Source organism: Gemmatimonadaceae bacterium, from assembly GCA_036504815.1.
Classification (GTDB): Bacteria; Gemmatimonadota; Gemmatimonadetes; order Gemmatimonadales; family Gemmatimonadaceae; genus PNKL01.
Window position 1 is genome coordinate 1 of record DASXUN010000018.1, and the last position, 19516, is coordinate 19516.

General features: G+C 67.9%; 16 protein-coding genes. 9 read left to right on the forward strand and 7 right to left on the reverse strand.

What is annotated here, in order from left to right; genetic code table 11:
- Nucleotides 1-122: 122 nt before the first annotated feature.
- On the forward strand, nt 123-1430 hold the full coding sequence (locus tag VGJ96_08455) for an APC family permease (GenBank protein ID HEY3287137.1): 1308 nt from the start codon (nt 123-125) through the stop codon (nt 1428-1430).
- A gap of 36 nt (nt 1431-1466) precedes the next feature.
- Here the strand turns inward: VGJ96_08455 and VGJ96_08460 are convergent, their stop codons facing one another.
- Together VGJ96_08460 and VGJ96_08465 are read right to left on the reverse strand one after the other, a co-directional pair.
- On the reverse strand, nt 1467-2735 hold the full coding sequence (locus VGJ96_08460) for an amidohydrolase family protein (protein ID HEY3287138.1): 1269 nt from the start codon (nt 2733-2735) through the stop codon (nt 1467-1469).
- Between the two features lie 89 nt (nt 2736-2824).
- Nucleotides 2825-3379, reverse strand: coding sequence for a DUF502 domain-containing protein (locus VGJ96_08465; protein HEY3287139.1), 555 nt, complete (start codon nt 3377-3379; stop codon nt 2825-2827).
- Between the two features lie 105 nt (nt 3380-3484).
- Between VGJ96_08465 and VGJ96_08470 the strand changes: the two genes are divergently transcribed.
- The 3 genes from VGJ96_08470 (at nt 3485) to trxA (ending at nt 7416) form a co-directional block, all read left to right on the forward strand.
- Entirely contained in the window at nt 3485-6373 is a 2889-nt protein-coding gene (locus VGJ96_08470) for a prolyl oligopeptidase family serine peptidase (protein ID HEY3287140.1), read from the forward strand.
- A 177-nt stretch (nt 6374-6550) separates the two neighbouring features.
- The gene (locus VGJ96_08475; GenBank protein HEY3287141.1) at nt 6551-6961 is read left to right on the forward strand and encodes a DUF302 domain-containing protein; all 411 of its coding nucleotides are present in this window, start codon (nt 6551-6553) and stop codon (nt 6959-6961) included.
- Complete coding sequence (trxA, locus tag VGJ96_08480) at nt 6958-7416, forward strand: thioredoxin (GenBank protein ID HEY3287142.1); 459 nt, start codon at nt 6958-6960, stop codon at nt 7414-7416. Before VGJ96_08475 ends, trxA begins: the two co-directional genes overlap by 4 nt.
- A gap of 61 nt (nt 7417-7477) precedes the next feature.
- Here the strand turns inward: trxA and VGJ96_08485 are convergent, their stop codons facing one another.
- Nucleotides 7478-8380 carry a c-type cytochrome gene (locus tag VGJ96_08485; GenBank protein HEY3287143.1) on the reverse strand — a complete coding sequence of 301 codons (903 nt, stop codon included), beginning with the start codon at nt 8378-8380 and terminating at the stop codon, nt 7478-7480.
- 142 nt (nt 8381-8522) lie between these two features.
- Between VGJ96_08485 and speA the strand changes: the two genes are divergently transcribed.
- A complete protein-coding gene (gene speA / locus VGJ96_08490) occupies nt 8523-10481 on the forward strand; it encodes a biosynthetic arginine decarboxylase (GenBank protein HEY3287144.1) in 1959 nt (652 codons plus the stop codon).
- The gene (locus VGJ96_08495) at nt 10481-11779 is read left to right on the forward strand and encodes a cation:proton antiporter (protein ID HEY3287145.1); all 1299 of its coding nucleotides are present in this window, start codon (nt 10481-10483) and stop codon (nt 11777-11779) included. Before speA ends, VGJ96_08495 begins: the two co-directional genes overlap by 1 nt.
- Nucleotides 11780-11789: 10 nt before the next feature.
- Here the strand turns inward: VGJ96_08495 and VGJ96_08500 are convergent, their stop codons facing one another.
- The 4 genes from VGJ96_08500 to VGJ96_08515 form a co-directional block, all read right to left on the reverse strand.
- Entirely contained in the window at nt 11790-12767 is a 978-nt protein-coding gene (locus tag VGJ96_08500) for an SRPBCC family protein (protein HEY3287146.1), read from the reverse strand.
- 3 nt (nt 12768-12770) lie between these two features.
- The gene (locus VGJ96_08505) at nt 12771-13124 is read right to left on the reverse strand and encodes a metalloregulator ArsR/SmtB family transcription factor (protein ID HEY3287147.1); all 354 of its coding nucleotides are present in this window, start codon (nt 13122-13124) and stop codon (nt 12771-12773) included.
- Nucleotides 13125-13237: 113 nt separating this feature from the next.
- Complete coding sequence (locus VGJ96_08510; protein HEY3287148.1) at nt 13238-13846, reverse strand: superoxide dismutase; 609 nt, start codon at nt 13844-13846, stop codon at nt 13238-13240.
- 55 nt (nt 13847-13901) lie between these two features.
- On the reverse strand, nt 13902-14546 hold the full coding sequence (locus VGJ96_08515; GenBank protein HEY3287149.1) for a VTT domain-containing protein: 645 nt from the start codon (nt 14544-14546) through the stop codon (nt 13902-13904).
- A 210-nt stretch (nt 14547-14756) separates the two neighbouring features.
- On the opposite strand from VGJ96_08515, the gene VGJ96_08520 reads away from it, so the two are divergent.
- The 3 genes from VGJ96_08520 (at nt 14757) to VGJ96_08530 (ending at nt 19508) form a co-directional block, all read left to right on the forward strand.
- On the forward strand, nt 14757-15557 hold the full coding sequence (locus VGJ96_08520) for a TrmH family RNA methyltransferase (protein HEY3287150.1): 801 nt from the start codon (nt 14757-14759) through the stop codon (nt 15555-15557).
- A 134-nt stretch (nt 15558-15691) separates the two neighbouring features.
- A complete protein-coding gene (locus VGJ96_08525; protein HEY3287151.1) occupies nt 15692-16423 on the forward strand; it encodes a cytochrome c3 family protein in 732 nt (243 codons plus the stop codon).
- Nucleotides 16424-16433: 10 nt separating this feature from the next.
- Nucleotides 16434-19508, forward strand: a complete 3075-nt coding sequence (locus VGJ96_08530) for a molybdopterin-dependent oxidoreductase (protein HEY3287152.1) — start codon at nt 16434-16436, stop codon at nt 19506-19508.
- The last annotated feature ends 8 nt before the right edge of the window (nt 19509-19516 follow it).

Below are 19516 nucleotides of genomic sequence, written 5' to 3' on the forward strand. Positions count from 1 at the left end.
GAGACAACAGCCGTGGGGGACTCCTCCGTCCGTGCCGCGCGAACCGCGTATTGGTTACGGACGCGGTCCGCGCGCTCCCCACGCCCTTTCCGCGCAAATCGCAAATCGTAAGTTTGTCGCCCATGCTGCGCCGCACGCTTACCACGCTGCCGCTCGTCTTCGTCATCTACTTCAACGTCTCGGGCGGCGCGTTCACGCTCGAGGGGTTGGTGGCCGGGGCGGGGCCGGGACTGGCGCTCCTCATCCTGCTGCTCATCCCGATCTTCTGGTCGCTGCCGGAAATCCTGATCATCGGCGAGCTGGCGAGCATGCATCCCGACGAGGGCGGCTACTACCGGTGGGTGCGCCGCGCCTTCGGCGATTTCTGGGCCTTCCAGAATGGCTGGTACACCTGGCTCTACTCGCTGGTGGACATGGCCATCTACCCGGCGATGCTGAACCTGTACCTCGCCTGGTTCGTGCCGGACCTCGCGGCGGGCACGCGGTGGGCCGTATCGCTGGTGATGATCTGGACGGCGGCCGGCATCAACCTGCGTGGCGCGCGGCCCGTCGGGCGCGTCTCGGTGATGGTGGGGATGCTGATTCTCGGCGCGTTCCTGCTCGTGGCGCTCTGCTCGATTCCGCACATCACGCACGCCCCGTGGCAGCCCTTCATGAAGTCGGGGCAGGGGCTCGGCACCGGACTCGCCGTGGGTCTCTCGACGGCGCTCTGGAACTACATCGGCTGGGACAACGCCTCCACGGTTGGCGGTGAGGTGGTGGACGCGGGACGCACCTACCCGCGCGCGCTCGCGCTGGCGTTGCCACTGGTCACGCTGGGCTACTTCGTGCCGCTCCTGCCAACGCTCGGGGCCACCGACTGGACGACGTGGCGTGAGGGCGGGTGGCCGGCCATCGCCGCCAGCGCCACGGGAGCCGCGGGCGTCTACCTCGCGCCATTGCTCGCCATCGCGGGAATCTGCAGCGCCATCGCGCTCTTCAACGCGCTGTTGCTCTCGTACACGCGCATCCCGATGGCGATGTCGGCGGACGGACTGCTTCCCGAAATCTTCAGCCGCACCGACGCGCGCGGGACGCCGCGCGTGGCGATCATCGTCTCCGCTGCCATCTACAGCGTCGTGTCGCTGCTCCCGTTCGGCAATCTCGTGGTGGCCGACGTCATCTTCTACGCCGCGGCAGTGTTGCTCGAGTTTGCCTCGCTCATCTGGTTCCGCATCCACGAACCGCACCTGCGCGGCCCCTTCCGCGTGCCGCTCGGCACGGCGGGGATGGTGGCGCTGACCATCGTCCCCTCGGCCGTCTTCCTCTCGGTGCTCGTGATTTCCTTCTACGACGGCGAGTACGGATTCGCCTCGGCGGGTATCGCGATGCTGATGATGGCGGGCGGAATGCCGTGGTATCTCGTGATGCGGCGATTGTCGCGGCGCTGAGCGCTTGCGGGGGCAGCGACGCGCGTCGCCGGTTGACTAGGGCTTCCGCGCGATCACGCCACCCTTCATCACCATCGCCACCGCGCGCACCGCATGGATGTCGCGCGTCGGGTCGCCCTTCACCGCCACGAGATCCGCGAGCAGGCCCGGCGCCACGCGTCCCACGCGACTCTCCCAGTGCAGCAACTTCGCGTTGCCCGACGTGGCGGCCTTCAGGACGGCAAGCGGCGCCATGCCGTAGTCGACCATCAGCTCCAGCTCGCGCGCGTCATCGCCGTGCGCATAGACGCCGACGTCGCCGCCCACGCACATCGTCACGCCGGCGGCGAGCGCCGCCCGGAAGGACGCGCGCTTGGCGGTGATCGACGCCGGTTCGGGATCCACGCCCTTCTTCCAGCCGGCGTACTGCCGCGTCGCGTCGCCCGCCGCGAGCGTCGGGCAGAAGGTGACGTTGTGCTCCTTCATCAGGCGCCACGTCTCGTCAGTGCCGCCATCACCGTGCTCGATGGATTCGACGCCGGCCACGATGGCGCGCCGCATCCCCTCGGGGGTGCTGGCGTGCGCCACCACCGCCCGGCCGCTGCTGCGGGCCGCCTCGACGATGGCGCGCAACTCGGCCTCGGTGAACGTCGGCATCGTCTCGCCGCGCGGTCCCCACCGGTAGTCGGCGTACACCTTTACCCAGTCGGCGCCGTGCGCAATCTGGTCGCGCGCCACCCGCATCACGCCATCGATGCCGTCCGCTTCTTCCGCGCCCTGCGGCGGGTCGAACGCAAAATCCGTGCGCCGGGGGGCGTAGCTGCCCGTCACCAGCATCGCGCGCGTCGTCACGACCATGCGCGGGCCCGGGATGATCCCCTGATCGATGGCCTGCTTGAGTCCGACGTCGGCGTAGCCCGCCCCTTCGGTGCCAAGGTCGCGAATGGTCGTGAAGCCGGCCAGCAGCGTGGCGCGCGCGTGGTTCACCGCCCGCGCCGTGCGCAGCGCGAGCGGCTCGCGCATCACCTGGTCGTTCCACGGCGTCTCGTTGTAGGGGTGGAGGAAGAGGTGCGTGTGCGCCTCGATCATCCCCGGGATCAACGTCGTCCCCGGCAGTTCAAGCACCGAGGCGCCCTTCGGCACGCCCACCTGCGCCGCCGGCCCGACCGCCGCGATGCGGTCCCCGCGCACGAGCACCGTCCATCCCGTGGATGGCGCGTCGCTCGTCCCGTCCCACACCGCCGACGGCTTCAGCAGCAGCAGTGAGTCAGGTGCCTGCGCGGCAACCGGCGCGGCAAGAATGGTGAGCAGGAAGAGTGTGCGCATACCCACGAGCCCTCGTGTGATCGGACCACCCCAATCGACAATCGCCGTCCGCGATCGCTGTCCTGTGTCGCAATCCGGATTCCCAATCCTCAATGCAGTTTCGGAAAGTCCGTCACGCCACCCGATACAATGAACGCCATGAACTCCGCGCTGTCCGTCGCCAGCAGCTTCACCTTCGCGGACGGCATGATGAGCATCTGTCCCGACCAGGCGTACGAATGCGGCACGTACACCACGACGGATCCGTCCAGGCCCAGGCGCTCCGCCGATGACTGCGTGAGGAAGCCGAGCACCTGCACGTCGCTCCCCAGTCCCAGGTCCACCAGCGCCGGCTGGCTGAAGCGCTTCTTCTCGCCCACGAAGGCGCTCAGCACATCCTTGGTGGACGTGTAGAGCAGGCGGACGAAGGGCAGGCGCTGGAGCAGGTCTTCGAATATCGTCACGGCCGAGCGGGTGAGGATGCTCGAGCCCAGCGCGCCGATGGTGGTGATGATCACCAGGGTCAGGACGAACCCGATGCCGGGGGTCTTGATGCCGAGCCAGCCGTCGACGCGGGTGAAGATCCCGTAGCAGACCCAGACGGTCACGACGACGGGTACCGTCAGGATGAGGCCGCGGATGAAGTAGCCGAAGATCCGTTTCATGGGCTCGTGGGCAACGGAGTGTGCGAGGTATTCGTACCTTAGGGAAACCCGGCGGAAAGGCCTTCGTCTCCCGCGGGGAAGATAACTCCACACCCGGATTCCGCGATGAACATTCGCCGCATCGTCTTCAACGCCCTTCGCGTTCTGCTGCTCAGCGCCGCGTCAATTCCGCTCGCTGCCCAGTCGAAGAAACCCATCACGCAGGACACGTACGACCTGTGGCGCGCCATTCAGGGGGCAACGCTGTCGCCCGACGGCAAGTTTGCGATGTACACGGTCTCTCCGGTCGTGGGGGACGGCGAGGTGGTCATTCGAGGCACGGGCACGGGCACGGAATACCGCTTTGCCCGCGGCTACACGGGGCGTCCGCAACTGATGCCGGCCGCCGACTCGGCGGCGATCTTCGTGGCGCCTCCGGCGCAGTTCTCGGCCGGCTCAACAGTTGCGGCATTCATTACATATGCCGCGCGCGCCGATTTCGAGTCCGCTCGCAAGGCGAAGCCACGCCCGCTGCCGCCGCCGCGCACCTCGCTGACCATCGTGACCCTTGCCGACGGCAAGGCTCAGGTGATTCCGCGCGTGCGGTCGTTCCGCTTTGCGCGTGAGGGCGGCAGGTACCTCGCCTACCTGATGGAAGCCGACACGGCAGCCCCGGGAAGCGGCGGCACGGCGCCAGCTGGCGGTGCGGGCGCCCCGGGCGGTGCGCGCGCTGGCGCCACCGGCGGCACCCGCAGCGATCCGGCCGCGCCGCTGATGCTGCGCGACCTGACCACCGGACAGGAACTCAAGATCGATGACGTGACCTCGTACCTGTTCGACGAAGGCGAGAAGGTGCTCGTCTACGCCACGACGGTGGCGACGGACAGCACCAAGACGGGCGTCTACGTGCGCGACCTGGCCACCGGAACCGTCACGACGCTGGCCGCCGGGAAGGGGAACTACAAGTCGCTCGCCGTCGACCGGAAGGCCGCGCAAGTGGCCTTCGTGACCGATCGCGATGACATCGCCTCGGCCAAGCCACGCTACGCGCTGTATCACGCGTTGCTCGTGCTGGCGAAGGGGCAGAAGGGGCCCGTTGCCGCGACGAAGGTGGTGGACCAGGCGATGGTAGGCGCCGAGCAGGTGATTGCCGATCGCGGTCGCCTCGATTTCGTGCGCGACGGCACGGCGCTGCAGTTCGCGTTGGCGCCAATCCCGATTGACTCCATCCCGGCCGACTCGCTCACCGACAAGGCCGTGTATGACCTGTGGCATTACAGGGACACGCAGGTAATGCCGATGCAGAAAGTGAACGCCGCGCGTGAGCGCGGCCGCACCTGGACCGCGCTGTACACGCCGGCGGTCAGGAAGTGGGCCAAGCTTGGCAACGACTCGCTCCGTCAGGTCACGGTCTCCGACAACGGCAAGGTCGTGCTGGCGCTGAATGCGGTGGAGTACGCCATCGAACAGACGTGGGGCGAGGGAGGCAGCGACGCGTACCTCCTCGACCCGACGACCGCCGCGCGCACGCTCGTGGCCCGGAAGCTCGACGGCGCCCAGCTTTCGCCGGGCGGCAAGTACGTGACCTTCTTCCGCGACGGCAAGTGGTTTGCGCATGCGACGGCCAGCGGCAAGCAGGTGGAGATCACCGCCGCCATCAAGGGCGTGAAGCTGGACAACGAGGAGTTCGACATGCCCGATACCCGTCCGCCGTACGGACTCGGCGGCTGGACGACGGACGACGCGCGCGTGCTCGTGTACGACCGCTACGACGCGTGGGAAGTGGACCCGGCGGGCGTCGCCGCCCCGGTCAACCTGACGGCCGGCGCAGGACGCGCGAAGAAGGTGACGTACCGCGTGGTGAATCTCGACAGCGAGGATCGTTTCCTCGATCCGGCCGAACCGCTGATGCTCCGCGCCTTCGACAACGAGACGAAGGCGAGCGGCTACGCGCGTGCCAGGCTCGGCGCGAGCGCGGCCCCCGAGGTGCTCGTGATGGGGCCGAAGAACTACGCGGCCCTCCAGAAGGCGCGGAAGGCCGGGCAGTATCTGCTGACCCAGCAGAGGTACCGTGAGTTCCCCGACCTCTGGACGGGCACGGCGCTGAACGCCGTCACGAAGATCTCCAATGCGAACCCGCAGGACGCCGAGTATCCGCGCGGTGACGTGGAACTCGTCAGTTGGCTCAACGACGACGGCGTCCCCCTGAAGGGGATGCTCTTCAAGCCCGAGGGCTTCGATGCGTCGAAGAAGTACCCGATGATCACGTACTTCTACGAGAAGCTCGCCGACGGCCTGCACACCTACTACGCGCCGTCGGGGCGGAATACGGTCAATCCGCTCGTGTACAACTCGCTCGGCTACCTCGTCTTCATGCCCGACATCGTCTACACCGACGGTTTTCCGGGGCCGAGCGCGGCCAAGGCGATCATCCCGGGCGTGCAGTCGCTGATCGCCCGCGGCTTCGTCGATTCCAGGAAGCTCGGCGTCACCGGCCAGTCGTGGGGCGGCTACCAGTCGGCGTACCTCATCACGGTCACCAACATGTTCGCCGCGGCGGTGCCGAATGCGACGGTCGTGAACATGACGTCGGCGTACGACGGCATCCGCTGGCAGAGCGGCCTGCTGCGCCAGATGCAGTACGAGCACTCGCAGAGCCGCATCGGCGGTTCGCTGTGGCAGTATCCCGAACGGTTCATCGAGAACTCGCCGCTGTTCAAGCTCGACCGCGTGACGACGCCGGTGCTCTTCATGGCCAACGACAACGACGGCGCGGTGCCGTGGTACCAGGGGATCGAGTTCTACGGGGCGATGCGCCGCCTGCAGAAGGAGGCGTACCTGGTGGTCTACAACGGCGACGAGCACAACCCGACCAAGCGCGCCAACCAGAAGGACATCGACCGCAAGATGCAGGAGTTCTTCGGCGCCAAGCTGCTGAGCCAGCCGGAACCTGACTGGATGAAGAACGGGATCCCGTTCCTCAAGAAGGGGCAGGATCAGCTGAACCGCAGATAACGACAGAGTACGACAGAGTACGACAGAGTACGACAGAGTACGGCAGGGGGCTCGGCCTTCGGGGCGGGCCCCCTCGCATTTCCCTGAGCGGTGCTCCAGCGTCAATACAGGATCGCCGCCCCTTGAAAAACACTATATCGCGATATAGTATTATATAGACCCTAACCACAACGTCCCATGCCCTCCCAGACTCGCTACGGAATCACCGCCCAGGTTCGCAAGCCGTTCGACGCCACGGTCGAGGCGGCGCGCGCGGCGCTCGCCGCCGAGGGGTTCGGCGTCCTCATGGAGGCCGACCTGAAGGCCACCTTCCTGAAGAAGCTCGGCGCCGAGCACACGCCCTACGTGATTCTCGGCGCCTGCAGTCCGCGCGATGCGTTCGATGCGATCCAGCTCGAACCCGACCTCGGCCTGCTCCTCCCGTGCAACGTGATCGTGCGCGACGCGGGCAACGGCACCACGCACGTGGCGGCGCTCGATCCCACCGCGCAGCTGCGCCTGGCGGGGAATGCGGCGCTCGAACCTGCCGCCGCGGCCATTCGCGACCGGCTCGCCCGCGCCATCGCTGCGCTCGAGGCGGCGCCGTGACCACCCCGGTCGAAAGCACGGCGGCCTCAGCCGTCGTCGCCTGCCCGTTCTGCTCGCAGCTGAATCGCGTCGCCCTCGGACGGCTCGATGACCGGCCCCGGTGCGCCGAGTGCCAGAAACCGCTGCTGCTGGACCGCCCGGTGCACGCCAAGGATGATCACCTCTCGAAGGTGATCAACGGCGCGAGCGTTCCGGTCGTCGTCGATTTCTACGCCGACTGGTGCGGACCGTGCAAGATGATGGCGCCCGTGCTCGATGACCTGGCGGCCGAGCGCGCGGGCGAACTGCTCGTCGTGAAGGTGAACTCCGACCAGAATCCCGTCTCGCCGCAGCATTACGGCGTGCGGGGGATCCCGACGCTCATCGTCTTCCGCGATGGGCAGGAAGTGGCGCGTCAGGTCGGCTTCGCGCCAAAGGCGCAGCTGGCGCAGCTCATCGACTCGTCGGCTCCATAACGACGGCGCGACAAGGCGCCCATCGCGAACGCTCGCGATGGGCGCCTCGTGCTGCGGATGCCTAGCGTCCGCCGTACGGCTTGGGCGGGACGGTCCTCAGGAAGAGCCAGAGCGCTCGAATCTCGTCGTCCGTCATCAGCTTCGTGAAGCGGTACGGCATGAGCGAGTCGATGGCCACGCCGCTCGGGCGCTTTCCTTCGCGCAGGGCACGGAAGAAATCCTCTTCCGTGTAGTGGCCGATGCCGGTGGGCGTGATGTTCGCCGCCGGCTTCCAGTCGGGCGGCGTGCCGGGAATGTGGCCGCCGGAGAAGCCCTCGCCGTGGCAGCCGGTGCACCCGCCGATCTCGGCGAGGTAGCGCCCGTACTCCGGCGTCACGGCCATCGGCGCGGCGACCGGATGCTTGTCATGCGCGACCCGCTCGGCCGGGACGAGCGCCAGCTCGCCCTTGGCATACAGCGCGCGGCCAATCGGACCGACGCTGTTCTTCGCCGGCACGCGATCCACCGGCGGCATCGTTTTGAGATACGCGATGAGCGCGGCGAGGTCGTCGTCGCTCAGGAACTGGAATTCAAGCGACGGCATGAAGAGCAGCGCGGAGCCGTCGGGCTTCACGCCGTGCCGGATGGCGCGCTCCCAGTCGAGGTCGCTGAGCTGTCCGCCCACGCCGCCCTTGCCGCGCGTCAGGTTGGCCGCGTACAGCCGGGCGACCGGCGGCACGTCGATGAATTGGCGGCCGCCGAGGTCGGCGCCGTGGCAGTCCACGCACTTGGAGAGCGCCGTGGCCACGTGGTGGCCGCGCACCAGCGCAAGCGAGTCGGTGGGAATGGTCAGCGGGTGTCCCGCGATGGCGTACCGCCTGTCGATGCCACGCTGCGTGTAGAAGTACAGCGCGCAGCCGGCCACGAGCAGCAGCACCAGCACGGCACCAACGCCCCACGCGAGTGCGCGGACGATCTTCCTCATAGGGGGCCTCCGAAGGAGAATGAGAAGAAGCGGACAACATGCATGCCGCGCCGTCCGGCGTCCAATTGCCGGGGGCGCGGCCACGCCGACGTCCGCTCGCCTATCGCGTACGCCGTCCGGCCTTTGTAGGTTTCGCCACAACATGACCACCACCGCGCCCCACGACCCGGTGCCGGCGACCGAATCGCCGCGCTGGAACACCGATTCCGCCAAGCTCCTCTACAACGTGGAGGGGTGGGGCGACGGTTTCTTCGACATCTCCGACAAGGGGCGGATGCTGGTGCGGCCGGACAAGGCGCACCCGGAGCGGATGCTCGACCTCTTCGAGCTGGCGCTCGATCTCGAGGCGCAGGGCGTCGCGCTGCCCGTGCTGCTGCGGTTCTCCGACATCCTGCGCTCGCGTATCGAGGCGCTGCACGCCGCCTTCCAGAACGCCATCGCCGAGTTCGAGTACGGCGGACAGTACACCACGGTCTATCCGATCAAGGTCAACCAGCAGCGCCATGTGGTGGAGGAGATTCTCGCGTTCGGCCAGGTGGCCGGCGTCGGCCTCGAGTGCGGCTCCAAGCCCGAGCTGCAGGCGGTGCTTGCGCTGTCGGAGCGCACCGACCACGTGATCGTCTGCAACGGCTACAAGGACGAGGAGTTCATGCGCCTCGCCCTGATGGGGCAGAAGCTTGGCCACCGCGTCTTCATCGTGCTCGAGCAGCTCAGCGAGCTCGACGTGCTGCTGCAGGCCGCCGACGACATGGGGATCGTCCCCACATGCGGGGTGCGCATCAAGCTCTCCACCGAAGGGTCGGGACGCTGGGCGCAGTCGGGCGGCGAGAAGTCCAAGTTCGGGCTCAGCTCGGCGCAGCTCATCGGCCTCATCGAGCGCCTGCAGACGCTCGGCCGGCTCGATATCCTCAAGCTGGTGCACTTCCACCTCGGCTCGCAGATCACCGACATCCGCTACATCAAGCGGGCGATGGGCGAGGTGGCGCGGTTCTACGTCGAGCTGCGCCGCATGGGCCTCGACATCACGCACGTGGACGTCGGCGGCGGGCTCGGCGTCGACTACGACGGCACGCAGAGCACCAACACGGCGTCGGTGAACTACACCGTACAGGAGTACGCGAACGACATCGTGTACACGCTGGCCGAGATGTGCCGCGAGCTCGAGCAGCCAATGCCCGACATCATCAGCGAGTCGGGGCGCGCGCTCACGGCGCACCACGCGCTGATGCTGATGAGCGTCATCGACGTCGAGTCGCAGGTGGAGGCGGCCACGCCGGCCATCTTCGAGGAGGATCACACGCTCCTCCACGAGATGGCCGACGACCTCAAGGCCGTCTCGCGCAAGAACGTCTCCATCCGGCGCGTGCGCGAGGCGTACCACGACGCGACGTACGACAAGGAGAAGGCGCAGTCGCTGTTCAACAACGGGGTGCTCTCGCTCCGCGAGCGCGCGCATGCCGAGCAGCTGCACCTCTGCACGCTCAATGCCGTGCGCAGCGCGGCCCGCCGCCATCCCGATGAGTTCGAGGACATCATCTCCGACCTCGACGCGGCACTGGTGGACCGGTACTTCTGCAACTTCTCGCTCTTCCAGTCGCTCCCCGACAACTGGGCCATCGACCAGCTCTTCCCGATCATGCCCATCCACCGGCTCGACGAGGAGCCGACGCGGCGCGGCACGCTGCAGGACGTGAGCTGTGACTCCGACGGCAAGATCGACCGCTTCGTCGGCGACAAGGGCGGGGTGCCATCGCTCGAGCTGCACCCGTTCACCGACGGCGAGCCATACATCCTGGGCATCTTCCTCACGGGCGCCTATCAGGAAATCCTGGGCGACCTGCACAACCTGTTTGGCGACACCAACGCCGTGCACGTGCGCCTGCGCGACGGCGGCTACGAGATCACGGACCTCGTGCATGGCGACACGGTCACGGAAGTGCTGAACTACGTGCAGTTCCGCGCTTCCGACCTGCTGGCAACGTTCCGCCGCAAGGTGCAGGCCGCCTCCGGCATCACGCGCGACGAGGCGAACATGTTCATCGCCGACTACGTCGCCGGACTCGAGGGCTACACCTACCTCGAAGGCGAGGCCGCGCGCTGATGAACCTCTGGGCTGCCATGGCCGCTCCGGCGAGCGGCGGTCCCGACGTCCCCGCGTTGCTGCTGACGCTCGCCGCCGTGCTGGTCGCAACGAAGGTGATCGGCGCGCTCGCGCGGCGCATCAACCAGCCGGCGGTGCTTGGCGAGCTTGTCGCCGGCATCCTGCTGGGCGGCTCCGTGCTGGGCGTGCTCGACTCCAACGAGCCCGTGCTGCACGTGCTGAGCGAGATCGGCGTGCTGATCCTGCTCTTCGAAGTGGGCCTCGAGACCGACCTGCAGTCGCTGCGCCGCGTCGGCGGCGCCGCGCTCACGGTCGGCGGCGTCGGCATCGTCGTTCCGTTCGCGGGCGGCTTCGCCGTGGCCTCCGCCTTCGGCGCGTCCACCTTCTCGTCGCTCGTGATCGCGGCCGCGCTCACGGCCACCTCGATTGGCATCACCGCCCGCGTGCTCGGTGACCTCGGACGCCTGAAGAGCGATGAAGGGCAAATCGTGCTCGGGGCCGCCGTCATCGACGACGTGTTGGGGCTGGTGATCCTCGCCGTCGTCAGTGGCCTGGTGGCCGGCGAATCGCTGACGACGCTCGGCGTCGCGTCCAAGGCGCTCGTGGCGATCGGTTTCGTCGTGGCCGCCGTGGTGCTCGGCGCGTACGTTGCGCGTCCGTTGATGGACGCGGTGTCCCGCGTGCGGGTGGCCGGCACCGTGGGCGTCACCGCGCTCGTCCTCGTCTTCGTCACCGCGGCCATCGCGGCCAGGGTGGGATCGGCGATGATCATCGGCGCGTTCGCCGCGGGGCTCGTCCTGCACCGCACGCCGCAGCGCCACGAGATCGAGAAGTGGGTGACGTCGCTCGGCCACGCCCTCGTTCCGGTCTTCTTCGCCTCCGTCGGGGCGGCCGTGGACCTGCGCGCCATGTTTTCGCCGGCGGCGCTGGGTCTCGGTGCCGCGCTGATCGTCGTCGCCGTGGTAGGGAAGGTCGTGGCCGGCTATGCGCCGTGGTGGTTCAGGGGGCGCAAGCTGCTCGTGGGCGTGGCGATGGTTCCCCGCGGCGAGGTGGGGCTCATCTTTGCGCAGATGGGCGTGGGCGCGGGCGTGCTCGCCGGCGGGGAGTTCGGCGCGGTGATCGCAATGATCGTGGTGACCACCTTCCTCACGCCGCCGCTGCTCGCCCTCGTCGCCGGGCCGTCGCCCACCGGGCGCGGCGATGGCGACGGCGAGAGCGGGTTGAACGAGCTGGTGGCCGAGGGGGCGCCGCCCGCGCCGCCGCGGCGCGCGACGCAGGCGAGGCCCCGCCTCAACTGAGCGCGCCCGATCAGGCCGCTGCGAGCACTTCCCGCTCGAGCCGCTGATAGCTCGCTTCCATCCCGGCCGTCATCCCGGTGCCGAGGATCATGTCGCGCACTTCCTTGCTCGGATACGTGATGAGGAGCGACAGCAGCGTGCCGGCGGGAACCGCGGTGAGCGTCAGCTCGTTGCGCGTCGCCGGACCGGGGACGCCGATCATCGCCTCGGTGGTCACGGCGCGGTACGGCGCGGCCGACTCGAGCAATTCTCCCTCGAAGCCGAAACGCTGCCCCTGCGCGGCGTTTTCCCACTCGTAGCGATAGCGTCCGCCAACCGTCGTGGCGACTTCGCAGACGGGCATCGTCCAGCCGTCGGGGCCGAGGAGCCAGCGTTTCATCAGCGCAGGTTCGTGATGCGCGCGCCAGACCTGCTCGACGGTGCCGCGGATGACGCGGCTCACGCGCACCTGCGTGTCGCTGAGGAGCTGGGCCTCCGCGGCGCGGCTGGCGGCGAAGGACGCGAGGTCGGCGAGCACGCCATCGATCTGGCTCATCGCCGACTGCATCCCCTCCATCATCCCCATCTGCACCAGCTGCTCCATGGCCGCGATGCTCGGAAAGCGGGTGACGCTGGTGAAGCGCGAGCCCGTCGCGGTCTTCTCGAAGTTGAAGACCATGCGCATGGTGGGCATCTCGGCGTTGCGGCGGCCGTCCTCGTGGGCGAAGCCGTCCTCGACTTCAAAGCAGCGAAGCGGTTCCACCTTGAGGAAGCGGAACCAGCCGCGTGCACGCTCGCCGTCCGGGCCCGACATGTAGTAGTGCGACTCGCCGCCGACGGTCATGTCGTGCCGCGTGAAGGTGGCCGGCCACTCCACCGGGCCCCAGAAGCGCTCCAGCTGGCGCGGGTCGGCGTAGGCCTCCCAGAGGCGTTCGACGCTCACCGGGTAGTCGGCGACGACGGTGAGGGTGAGGGCGGCGGGATCGGACGAGACGGAGGTGATGGGCATGGGCTACTCCTTCGGGGGACGGGACTCGGCGAGAATGGCGTCGAGTTGGCTGAAGCGTGACGTCCATAGACGCTCGAGCTGTTGGAGGAGCTGGCGCGCGTGCGCCAACTGCTGGGGATTGCCGCGGACGATGCGTTCGCGGCCCTGCGGGCGCTTGGTCACAAGTCCTGCCTTCTCCAGTACGGCCACGTGCTTCTGCACGGCGGCGAACGACATGTCGTAGCGTGCCGCGAGGGCGGAGACCGAGGCGTCGCGGCCACTGAGGAGGCGCGTGACGATGTCACGCCGCGTGGTATCCGCGAGGGCGTGGAAGAGGCGGTCGAGGGCCGCCGGCGAGAGGTGGGATCGTACAACCATTCGGTTGTACGTTAGTGGCACGCGATTCGACGTGCAAGGGGGGCAATCCGGCATCCATAATGCAGAAGGGGCGCGCGAGCGCCCCTTCGTCGTACGTCCATCAAGCCGGTCTTCTACCGCGCCGAATAGCGCCTTGCCACCTCGGCCCAGTTCACGACGTTCCACCAGGCCTCGATGTAATCGGGGCGGCGGTTCTGGTACTTGAGGTAGTACGCGTGCTCCCAGACGTCGAGGCCGAGGATGGCGTGCTTGCCGTCCATCAGCGGGTTGTCCTGGTTGGGCGTGCTTTCAATGGTCAGCGCGCCGTCGCGACCGGCGACGACCCACGCCCACCCCGAGCCGAACCGCCCGACGGCCGCCGCCTTGAAGGCGTCGCGGAACTTGCCGAAGTCGCCCCACGTCTTCGTGATCGCCGCGCCGACGTCGCCACCCGGCTCGCCGCCGGCGCTGGGCGCCATCAGTTCCCAGAACAGCGAGTGATTCCAGTGGCCGCCGCCATTGTTGCGCACCGCCGTGCGCACCGTCTCCGGCACCTGCGCGATGTTGCGGCACAGGTCGCCCAGCGACCAGTTGCCAAGTTCCGGCGCCTTGTCGATGGCCGCGTTCAGGTTGGTGACGTAGGCGTTGTGGTGCTTGTCGTGGTGGATCGTCATCGTCAGCGCGTCGATGTGCGGCTCGAGCGCGTTGGCGGCGTAGGGCAGGGGGGGAAGCGTATGGGCCATGGGAGTCTCCAGGGGGGCTGAAGGAAGCTGCTCTAATATTAGCGGTCTTTCGGGCTTACGGGTTCCCGCGAACGGCCCGGCGGGCCTTGATCGCGCCGAGGATGGCCGGCGAAATGGAGATCAGCACGACGAGAATGATCACTTTCTCCACGTGCTGTGCCACGCCGGGCACGTACCGTCCCAGCAGGAAGCCCGTCAGCAGCATGGACCAGATCCAGGCGAGCCCGCCCATGATGCTGAACGTCAGGAAGGTGCGATACCGCATCACCGCCACGCCCGCCACGAGCGGCGCGAAGGTGCGAATGATGGGCATGAACCGGCAGAGGACGACGGTGACCGGGCCCCACTTCTCATAGAAGGCGTGCGCCTCATCCACGTACTTCTTCTTGAAGAAGAACGAGTCGTCGCGCTTGAAGATGCGCGGACCGGTGAGCCGCCCCACCCAGTAGTTCGTGTTGTCGCCGAGGATTGCCGCCGCGCTGAGCAGGCTGCCGAGCGTCACCAGGTCGAACTTGACCGGCGAATCCGGGGTCGCCGACAGCAGCCCGGCCGTGACCAACAGCGAGTCGCCGGGGAGGAAAAAGCCGAAGAAGAGCCCGGTCTCGGTGAAGATGATGCCCGCGAGGCCGGCCATGCCGGCCCAGGCGACCAGGGCGTCGAGGTCGCGGAGCTTGTGGAACAGGTCGAGAATGAGATCCATGGGCGGAAATCTAGCGCCTCGGAACGGCGATTGAGGATCGGGAATCCGGATTTCGATTTAGGATGGCGAATGCGGATCGCGATTTGCGAATCACAGCCGAAGGCTTCGCGCTCACCGGCCGGCTCGCGGAGGCCCTGATCGCGAGTCGTGGTCCGAAATCGACCTCCTGAATCCCAATCCGAATTCCCAATCCTCAGTTATCTTCTTGCCGTGCCTCTCCTCGATCGCCTCTCCATCGTCTTCCTCTACCCGCAGGATCCCGTGAACATCGCGGCGACCGTGCGGGCGATGAAGAACATGGGCGTCAGCGACCTGCGCCTGGTGAAGCCGTGCCCGTACGACCCGTTTCGCATCGAGGGCGTGGCGCACGGGACGCGCGACGTGGTGGAGAAGATCCGGCACTTCGAGACGCTCGACGAGGCGCTCGCGGATTGCCATCGCGTCATCGGCTTCGCCGGCAAGCGGCGCTCGGCCAAGTGGGAGCGGCTGCCGCCGCGCGCCATCGCCGAGCGCCATGTCGAGGATCTCGCCGCCGGGCACCGCGTCGCGCTCCTGTTCGGGCAGGAAGATCACGGGCTGCCCAACGACGCCCTCGACCGGGCGCAGGTGCTCTGCATGATCCCCACCACCGAGCACTCGTCGCTGAACCTGGCGCAGGCCGTGCTGGTGGCGCTCTACGAGTTCCACCTGGTGGCGGGCGACGCCACGCGCCGGGTCGAGGCGCATCGCCACCAGGCCGGTCCGGCCACGCACGACGAGTGGGAGCGGCTGTTCGAGGACACCGAACGGGCGCTGGATGCCATCGCCTTCTTCCGGACGCGGAACCCCGAGCTGGTGATGCGCTCGATGCGCAGCCTGGCCTTTCGCGCGAAGCCTGACGAGCGGGAAGTGACGATGTTGCGCGCGGTCGCCATCGAAGTGCAGCGCACCATCGATCGCATCACGCGCGGCCTGGCGAAGGGCCCGTGGCGGCGCCGGGGCGAACCGATGCACCCGCCGGAAGAGGGGTGAGCGCAACTCCGCGCGACTTCTTGGCTTAGGCTTGCGCGGCCCTATTCAGGCGGTGAAATTCCCTCGCTTGTTTCGCACCAGGTGTCCGCACGTGGTGCAGTCCCCCGTATTCCCTCTCTCCCGGACGACATCCGATGACGGGACGCAGGAAGTGGCTGGCGATTCTCGGCGTCGTGGCGATTGCGGTCGCTTCGACGCTGATGTCTGCCTATGCTGGCAATTACCAGACCGCCGCCGTGGCCGCAGGCACCACGGAGACCGCGACGCAGAAGGCGAACCGCGAGGCGCTCGGCAAGGCGAAGCCCGGGCCCTGGGGGTACAGCGGCGCGTCGGGCTACACCAACTATCTGGGACAGGGCACGGGCCGTTCGCCCGTCCAGCCCGTCATCTTCCCGCACCCGGTGCACGTGAACACGCTCAAGATGAACTGCGTGTTCTGTCACTTCTCCGCGAACAAGTCGCCGGACCCGGGCCTTCCCGCCGGCTCCACCTGCATGGGTTGCCACGCCATCACCGCGATCGACCGCCCCGAAGTGAAGAAGGTCGCGGAGGCGTACAACAAGCAGCTGCCGATTCCGTGGGTGCGCGTGCACAAGGTGCCGGAGTACGTGCGGTTCACGCATGTGCGCCACATCAACGTGGGCATCACGTGCCAGACGTGCCACGGCCAGGTGCAGAACATGGCGCGGGTCTTCCAGTACTCCTCGCTCAACATGGGCTGGTGCGTGTCCTGCCATGTGAACGGCTATTCGCGCGCCGAAGGGCTGCGGGCGGCCGGATACGAACCCGACTCCGCCGCGCTCGCCGACGAACGCAAGGGCGTGCGCAAGGTCGCGTCCTACGATTGCGCCAACTGCCACTACTAGAGACCGACGCATGACGATCCCCGTGGAAACGACGAACGGCGTCAAGCGCCGCGATTTCCTGAAGGTTCTCGGCGTCACTGGCGCCGCGACGACCATGGTCGGCTGCAGCACCGACAAGGTCGAGAAGCTCATTCCGTACGTCACGTCACCCGATCACACGGTGCCGGGCGTCTCCAACTACTACGCCAGCACCTGCCGCGAATGCGCGGCGGGCTGCGGCATCCTCGTCGAGACGCGCGACGGCCGCGCGATCAAGATCGAGGGCAACCCCGATCATCCGGTGAACCGCGGGGCGCTCTGCGCCCGCGGCCAGGCGGCGCTGCAGGGGCTCTACAACCCCGACCGCTTCCGCGGTCCGATGCTGCGGCAGAATGGCCAGCTCGTGCCGATCACCTGGACCCAGGCGATGGACGCCCTGCACAAGGGCGTGGACACGGCGATGAAGAGCGGCAAGGCCAAGGGCGCCGTCTTCATCAACCAGCACGAGCAGGGGCTGCTCCACACCTTCCTCGACGAGTGGCTGTCGCTGCGCGGCATGCCGCCGCACATCAGCTATGACGCCGAGGCGCCGTTCGCGACCATTGCCGCCAACAAGGCGGTGTACGGCGTGTCGTGGCCGAAGCTCGACTTTGGCGCCGCCCAGTTGATCGTCTCGTTCGCGGCGGACTTCCTCGATGGCTGGGGACTTCCGGTGCCGCAGCAGCTCGACTTCGCCGAAGCGCGCGGCAAGATCGACGGGGCGCCGCGCCTCATCTACATCGGCCCGCGCCGCCCGCTCACCGGCCTCAACGCCGACCAGTGGATCGCGGCCAAGCCAGGCACGGCGGGCGCGATCGCCAAGATGCTCGCTGGCAAGATGTCGGCGGCCGACGCGGCCGCCAGCACCGACGTGCCGGTCAAGGTGCTCGCGGCGCTGCAGAAGGAAGTGGCCGCCGCCAAGCCGTCGCTGATCATCGCCGGCGGCTCGGGGCCGCACGCCCTCGACCTCAACACCGAGGTGGCCAACCTCAACAAGGCGCTCGGCAATGTCGGCGTCACGGTGAAGCCAGCCGAGGCGCACGGCGCGTGGGAAGGTGTGGTGCCGCCCGCCGTGCTCAACGATGTCGTGGCCGCCATGGAAGCCGGGGAAGTGCCCGCCTTCTTCGTGCGTGGCGCCGATCCGGTCTATAGCACGCCGGCCGGCGTGGGATTTGCCGCGGCGCTCAAGAAGGTGCCGTTCAAGGTCTCCTTCTCCTCCGTGCCGAACGAGACGACGGCGCTCTGCGACCTCATCCTCCCCGATCACCACGCGCTCGAGAGCTGGGGAATCGCGGAGCCGGTGCAGGGAACGCTGAGCCTGCAGCAGCCGAGCATGGATCCGGTCTTCAACACCCGGTCCACGGCAGATGTGCTGCTGGCGTCGCTGAAGCCCGCGCCGTGCTTCGCCTGCCCGGAGAATCCAGCCGAGGACAAGCGGCACGCCGCGGACGTCGCCAAGTTCCCGCCCGACTATCGCGGCGTCGTGGCCAAGCACATCGGCGGCAACGGCCGGCTGCAGAACGCGCTGCCGAAGGCCGTGCTCGCGGGCTCGCTTCCCAAGCGGGTCGCGCCGGTGGCGAAGATCATGAAGCCGGCCATCGCCGGCGAGCAGAACGGCGACTTCTACCTCGCGACCTACTCCAACCTGCTGATGGGCGACGGCCGCGGCGCCAACAAGCCGTGGCTGCAGGAGCTCCCCGACCCGGTCACGAAGATCTGCTGGCAGACCGTGGTCGAGATGCATCCCGAGACGGCGCGGAAACTGGGCGTCGCGAGCGGCGATCATGTCACGGTGAAGACGGCCGCCGGATCGATCACGGCGCCCGCCTTCCTTTATATCGGCGTTCGCCCCGACACCATCGCGGTGATGGTGGGACGCGGACAGCAGGCATCCGGTCGCTACGCGACCAACACGGGGCACAACGCGTGGAGCCTGCTCCCCGCCTCGAATGACCAGGCCGGCGGCTACCAGCTCGTCGGCGTGCGCTGCACGGTCTCGAAGGCCGAAGGGCACTCGATGATCGTCACCACCGAGGGTTCCGGCCGACAGCACGGGCGTGGCATCGCGCGCGCCGCGACGCTCGAGGAACTGCTGAAGGGCGCGGAGCACGGTGAGCACGCGTTCCCCGGGCAGGCCTCGACGGAGTTCCTGCCGGGCCTTCGCGCGCCGGTGGCCAATGATGCGCAGGGCGAACTCGGCGACCCGAAGTCGGGCCAGCTGGGCGAGTACGATCCGAAGCATCCGAGCGGCCTGGCCAAGCGCCGCTGGGCGATGACGATCGACCTCGCGAAGTGCACGGGGTGCTCGGCCTGCGTGACGGCCTGCTACGCCGAGAACAACATCCCGACGGTCGGCGCCGAGTGGCAGGGGCCGATCCTGTACCCGGACCGCAAGTTCCCGGGGGCCAACATCACGCGCTCGCGCGAGATGGCCTGGCTGCGCCTCGAGCGCTACTACGAGATCGACCGCGAGTACAAGGACGTGGCGTGGAACCCGGAGCATCATCCCGAGGCGCGCGTCATCCCGATGATGTGCCAGCACTGCGGCAACGCGCCGTGCGAGCCCGTCTGCCCGGTCTACGCGACCTACCACTCGCCGGACGGCCTGAACGTGCAGGTCTACAATCGCTGCGTGGGCACGCGCTACTGCTCGAACAACTGCCCGTACAAGGTCCGCTACTTCAACTGGTTCGGGTACGGCGAGGAGGATCGCGCGCAGTATGCGTTCCCGGAGCCGCTCAACTGGCAGCTCAATCCCGACGTGACGGTGCGCGGGAAGGGCGTCATGGAGAAGTGCTCGTTCTGCGTGCAGCGCATCCGCGACGCGGAGACGCTGGCCAAGGTGCAGAAGCGCGAGATCAACGCCGACGAGTTCACCACGGCATGCGCGCAGGCCTGCCCGTCGCGCGCCATCATCTTCGGCGACGCCGCGGATGAGAACTGGTCGGTCACCAAGCTCATCGAGGACCGCCGCGCGTATCACGTGTTCGAGGAACTGAACACGTTCACCGCGGTCGTCTACCTGAAGAAGATCAACCACCCGGCCCCGGCCGGGGCTACGGCGTAAGGGGGCGC

What these genes read in the sequence shown, in the direction of transcription:
- VGJ96_08505 (HEY3287147.1), bottom strand. Translation starts at nt 13,124, where the DNA reads ATGGTTGTACGATCCCACCTCTCGCCGGCGGCCCTCGACCGCCTCTTC.
- VGJ96_08525 (HEY3287151.1), top strand. Translation starts at nt 15,692, where the DNA reads ATGACGGGACGCAGGAAGTGGCTGGCGATTCTCGGCGTCGTGGCGATT.
- VGJ96_08530 (HEY3287152.1), top strand. Translation starts at nt 16,434, where the DNA reads ATGACGATCCCCGTGGAAACGACGAACGGCGTCAAGCGCCGCGATTTC.
- VGJ96_08455 (HEY3287137.1), top strand. Translation starts at nt 123, where the DNA reads ATGCTGCGCCGCACGCTTACCACGCTGCCGCTCGTCTTCGTCATCTAC.
- VGJ96_08485 (HEY3287143.1), bottom strand. Translation starts at nt 8,380, where the DNA reads ATGAGGAAGATCGTCCGCGCACTCGCGTGGGGCGTTGGTGCCGTGCTG.
- VGJ96_08495 (HEY3287145.1), top strand. Translation starts at nt 10,481, where the DNA reads ATGAACCTCTGGGCTGCCATGGCCGCTCCGGCGAGCGGCGGTCCCGAC.
- VGJ96_08460 (HEY3287138.1), bottom strand. Translation starts at nt 2,735, where the DNA reads ATGCGCACACTCTTCCTGCTCACCATTCTTGCCGCGCCGGTTGCCGCG.
- VGJ96_08515 (HEY3287149.1), bottom strand. Translation starts at nt 14,546, where the DNA reads ATGGATCTCATTCTCGACCTGTTCCACAAGCTCCGCGACCTCGACGCC.
- VGJ96_08465 (HEY3287139.1), bottom strand. Translation starts at nt 3,379, where the DNA reads ATGAAACGGATCTTCGGCTACTTCATCCGCGGCCTCATCCTGACGGTA.
- VGJ96_08500 (HEY3287146.1), bottom strand. Translation starts at nt 12,767, where the DNA reads ATGCCCATCACCTCCGTCTCGTCCGATCCCGCCGCCCTCACCCTCACC.
- VGJ96_08475 (HEY3287141.1), top strand. Translation starts at nt 6,551, where the DNA reads ATGCCCTCCCAGACTCGCTACGGAATCACCGCCCAGGTTCGCAAGCCG.
- VGJ96_08510 (HEY3287148.1), bottom strand. Translation starts at nt 13,846, where the DNA reads ATGGCCCATACGCTTCCCCCCCTGCCCTACGCCGCCAACGCGCTCGAG.
- speA (HEY3287144.1), top strand. Translation starts at nt 8,523, where the DNA reads ATGACCACCACCGCGCCCCACGACCCGGTGCCGGCGACCGAATCGCCG.
- VGJ96_08470 (HEY3287140.1), top strand. Translation starts at nt 3,485, where the DNA reads ATGAACATTCGCCGCATCGTCTTCAACGCCCTTCGCGTTCTGCTGCTC.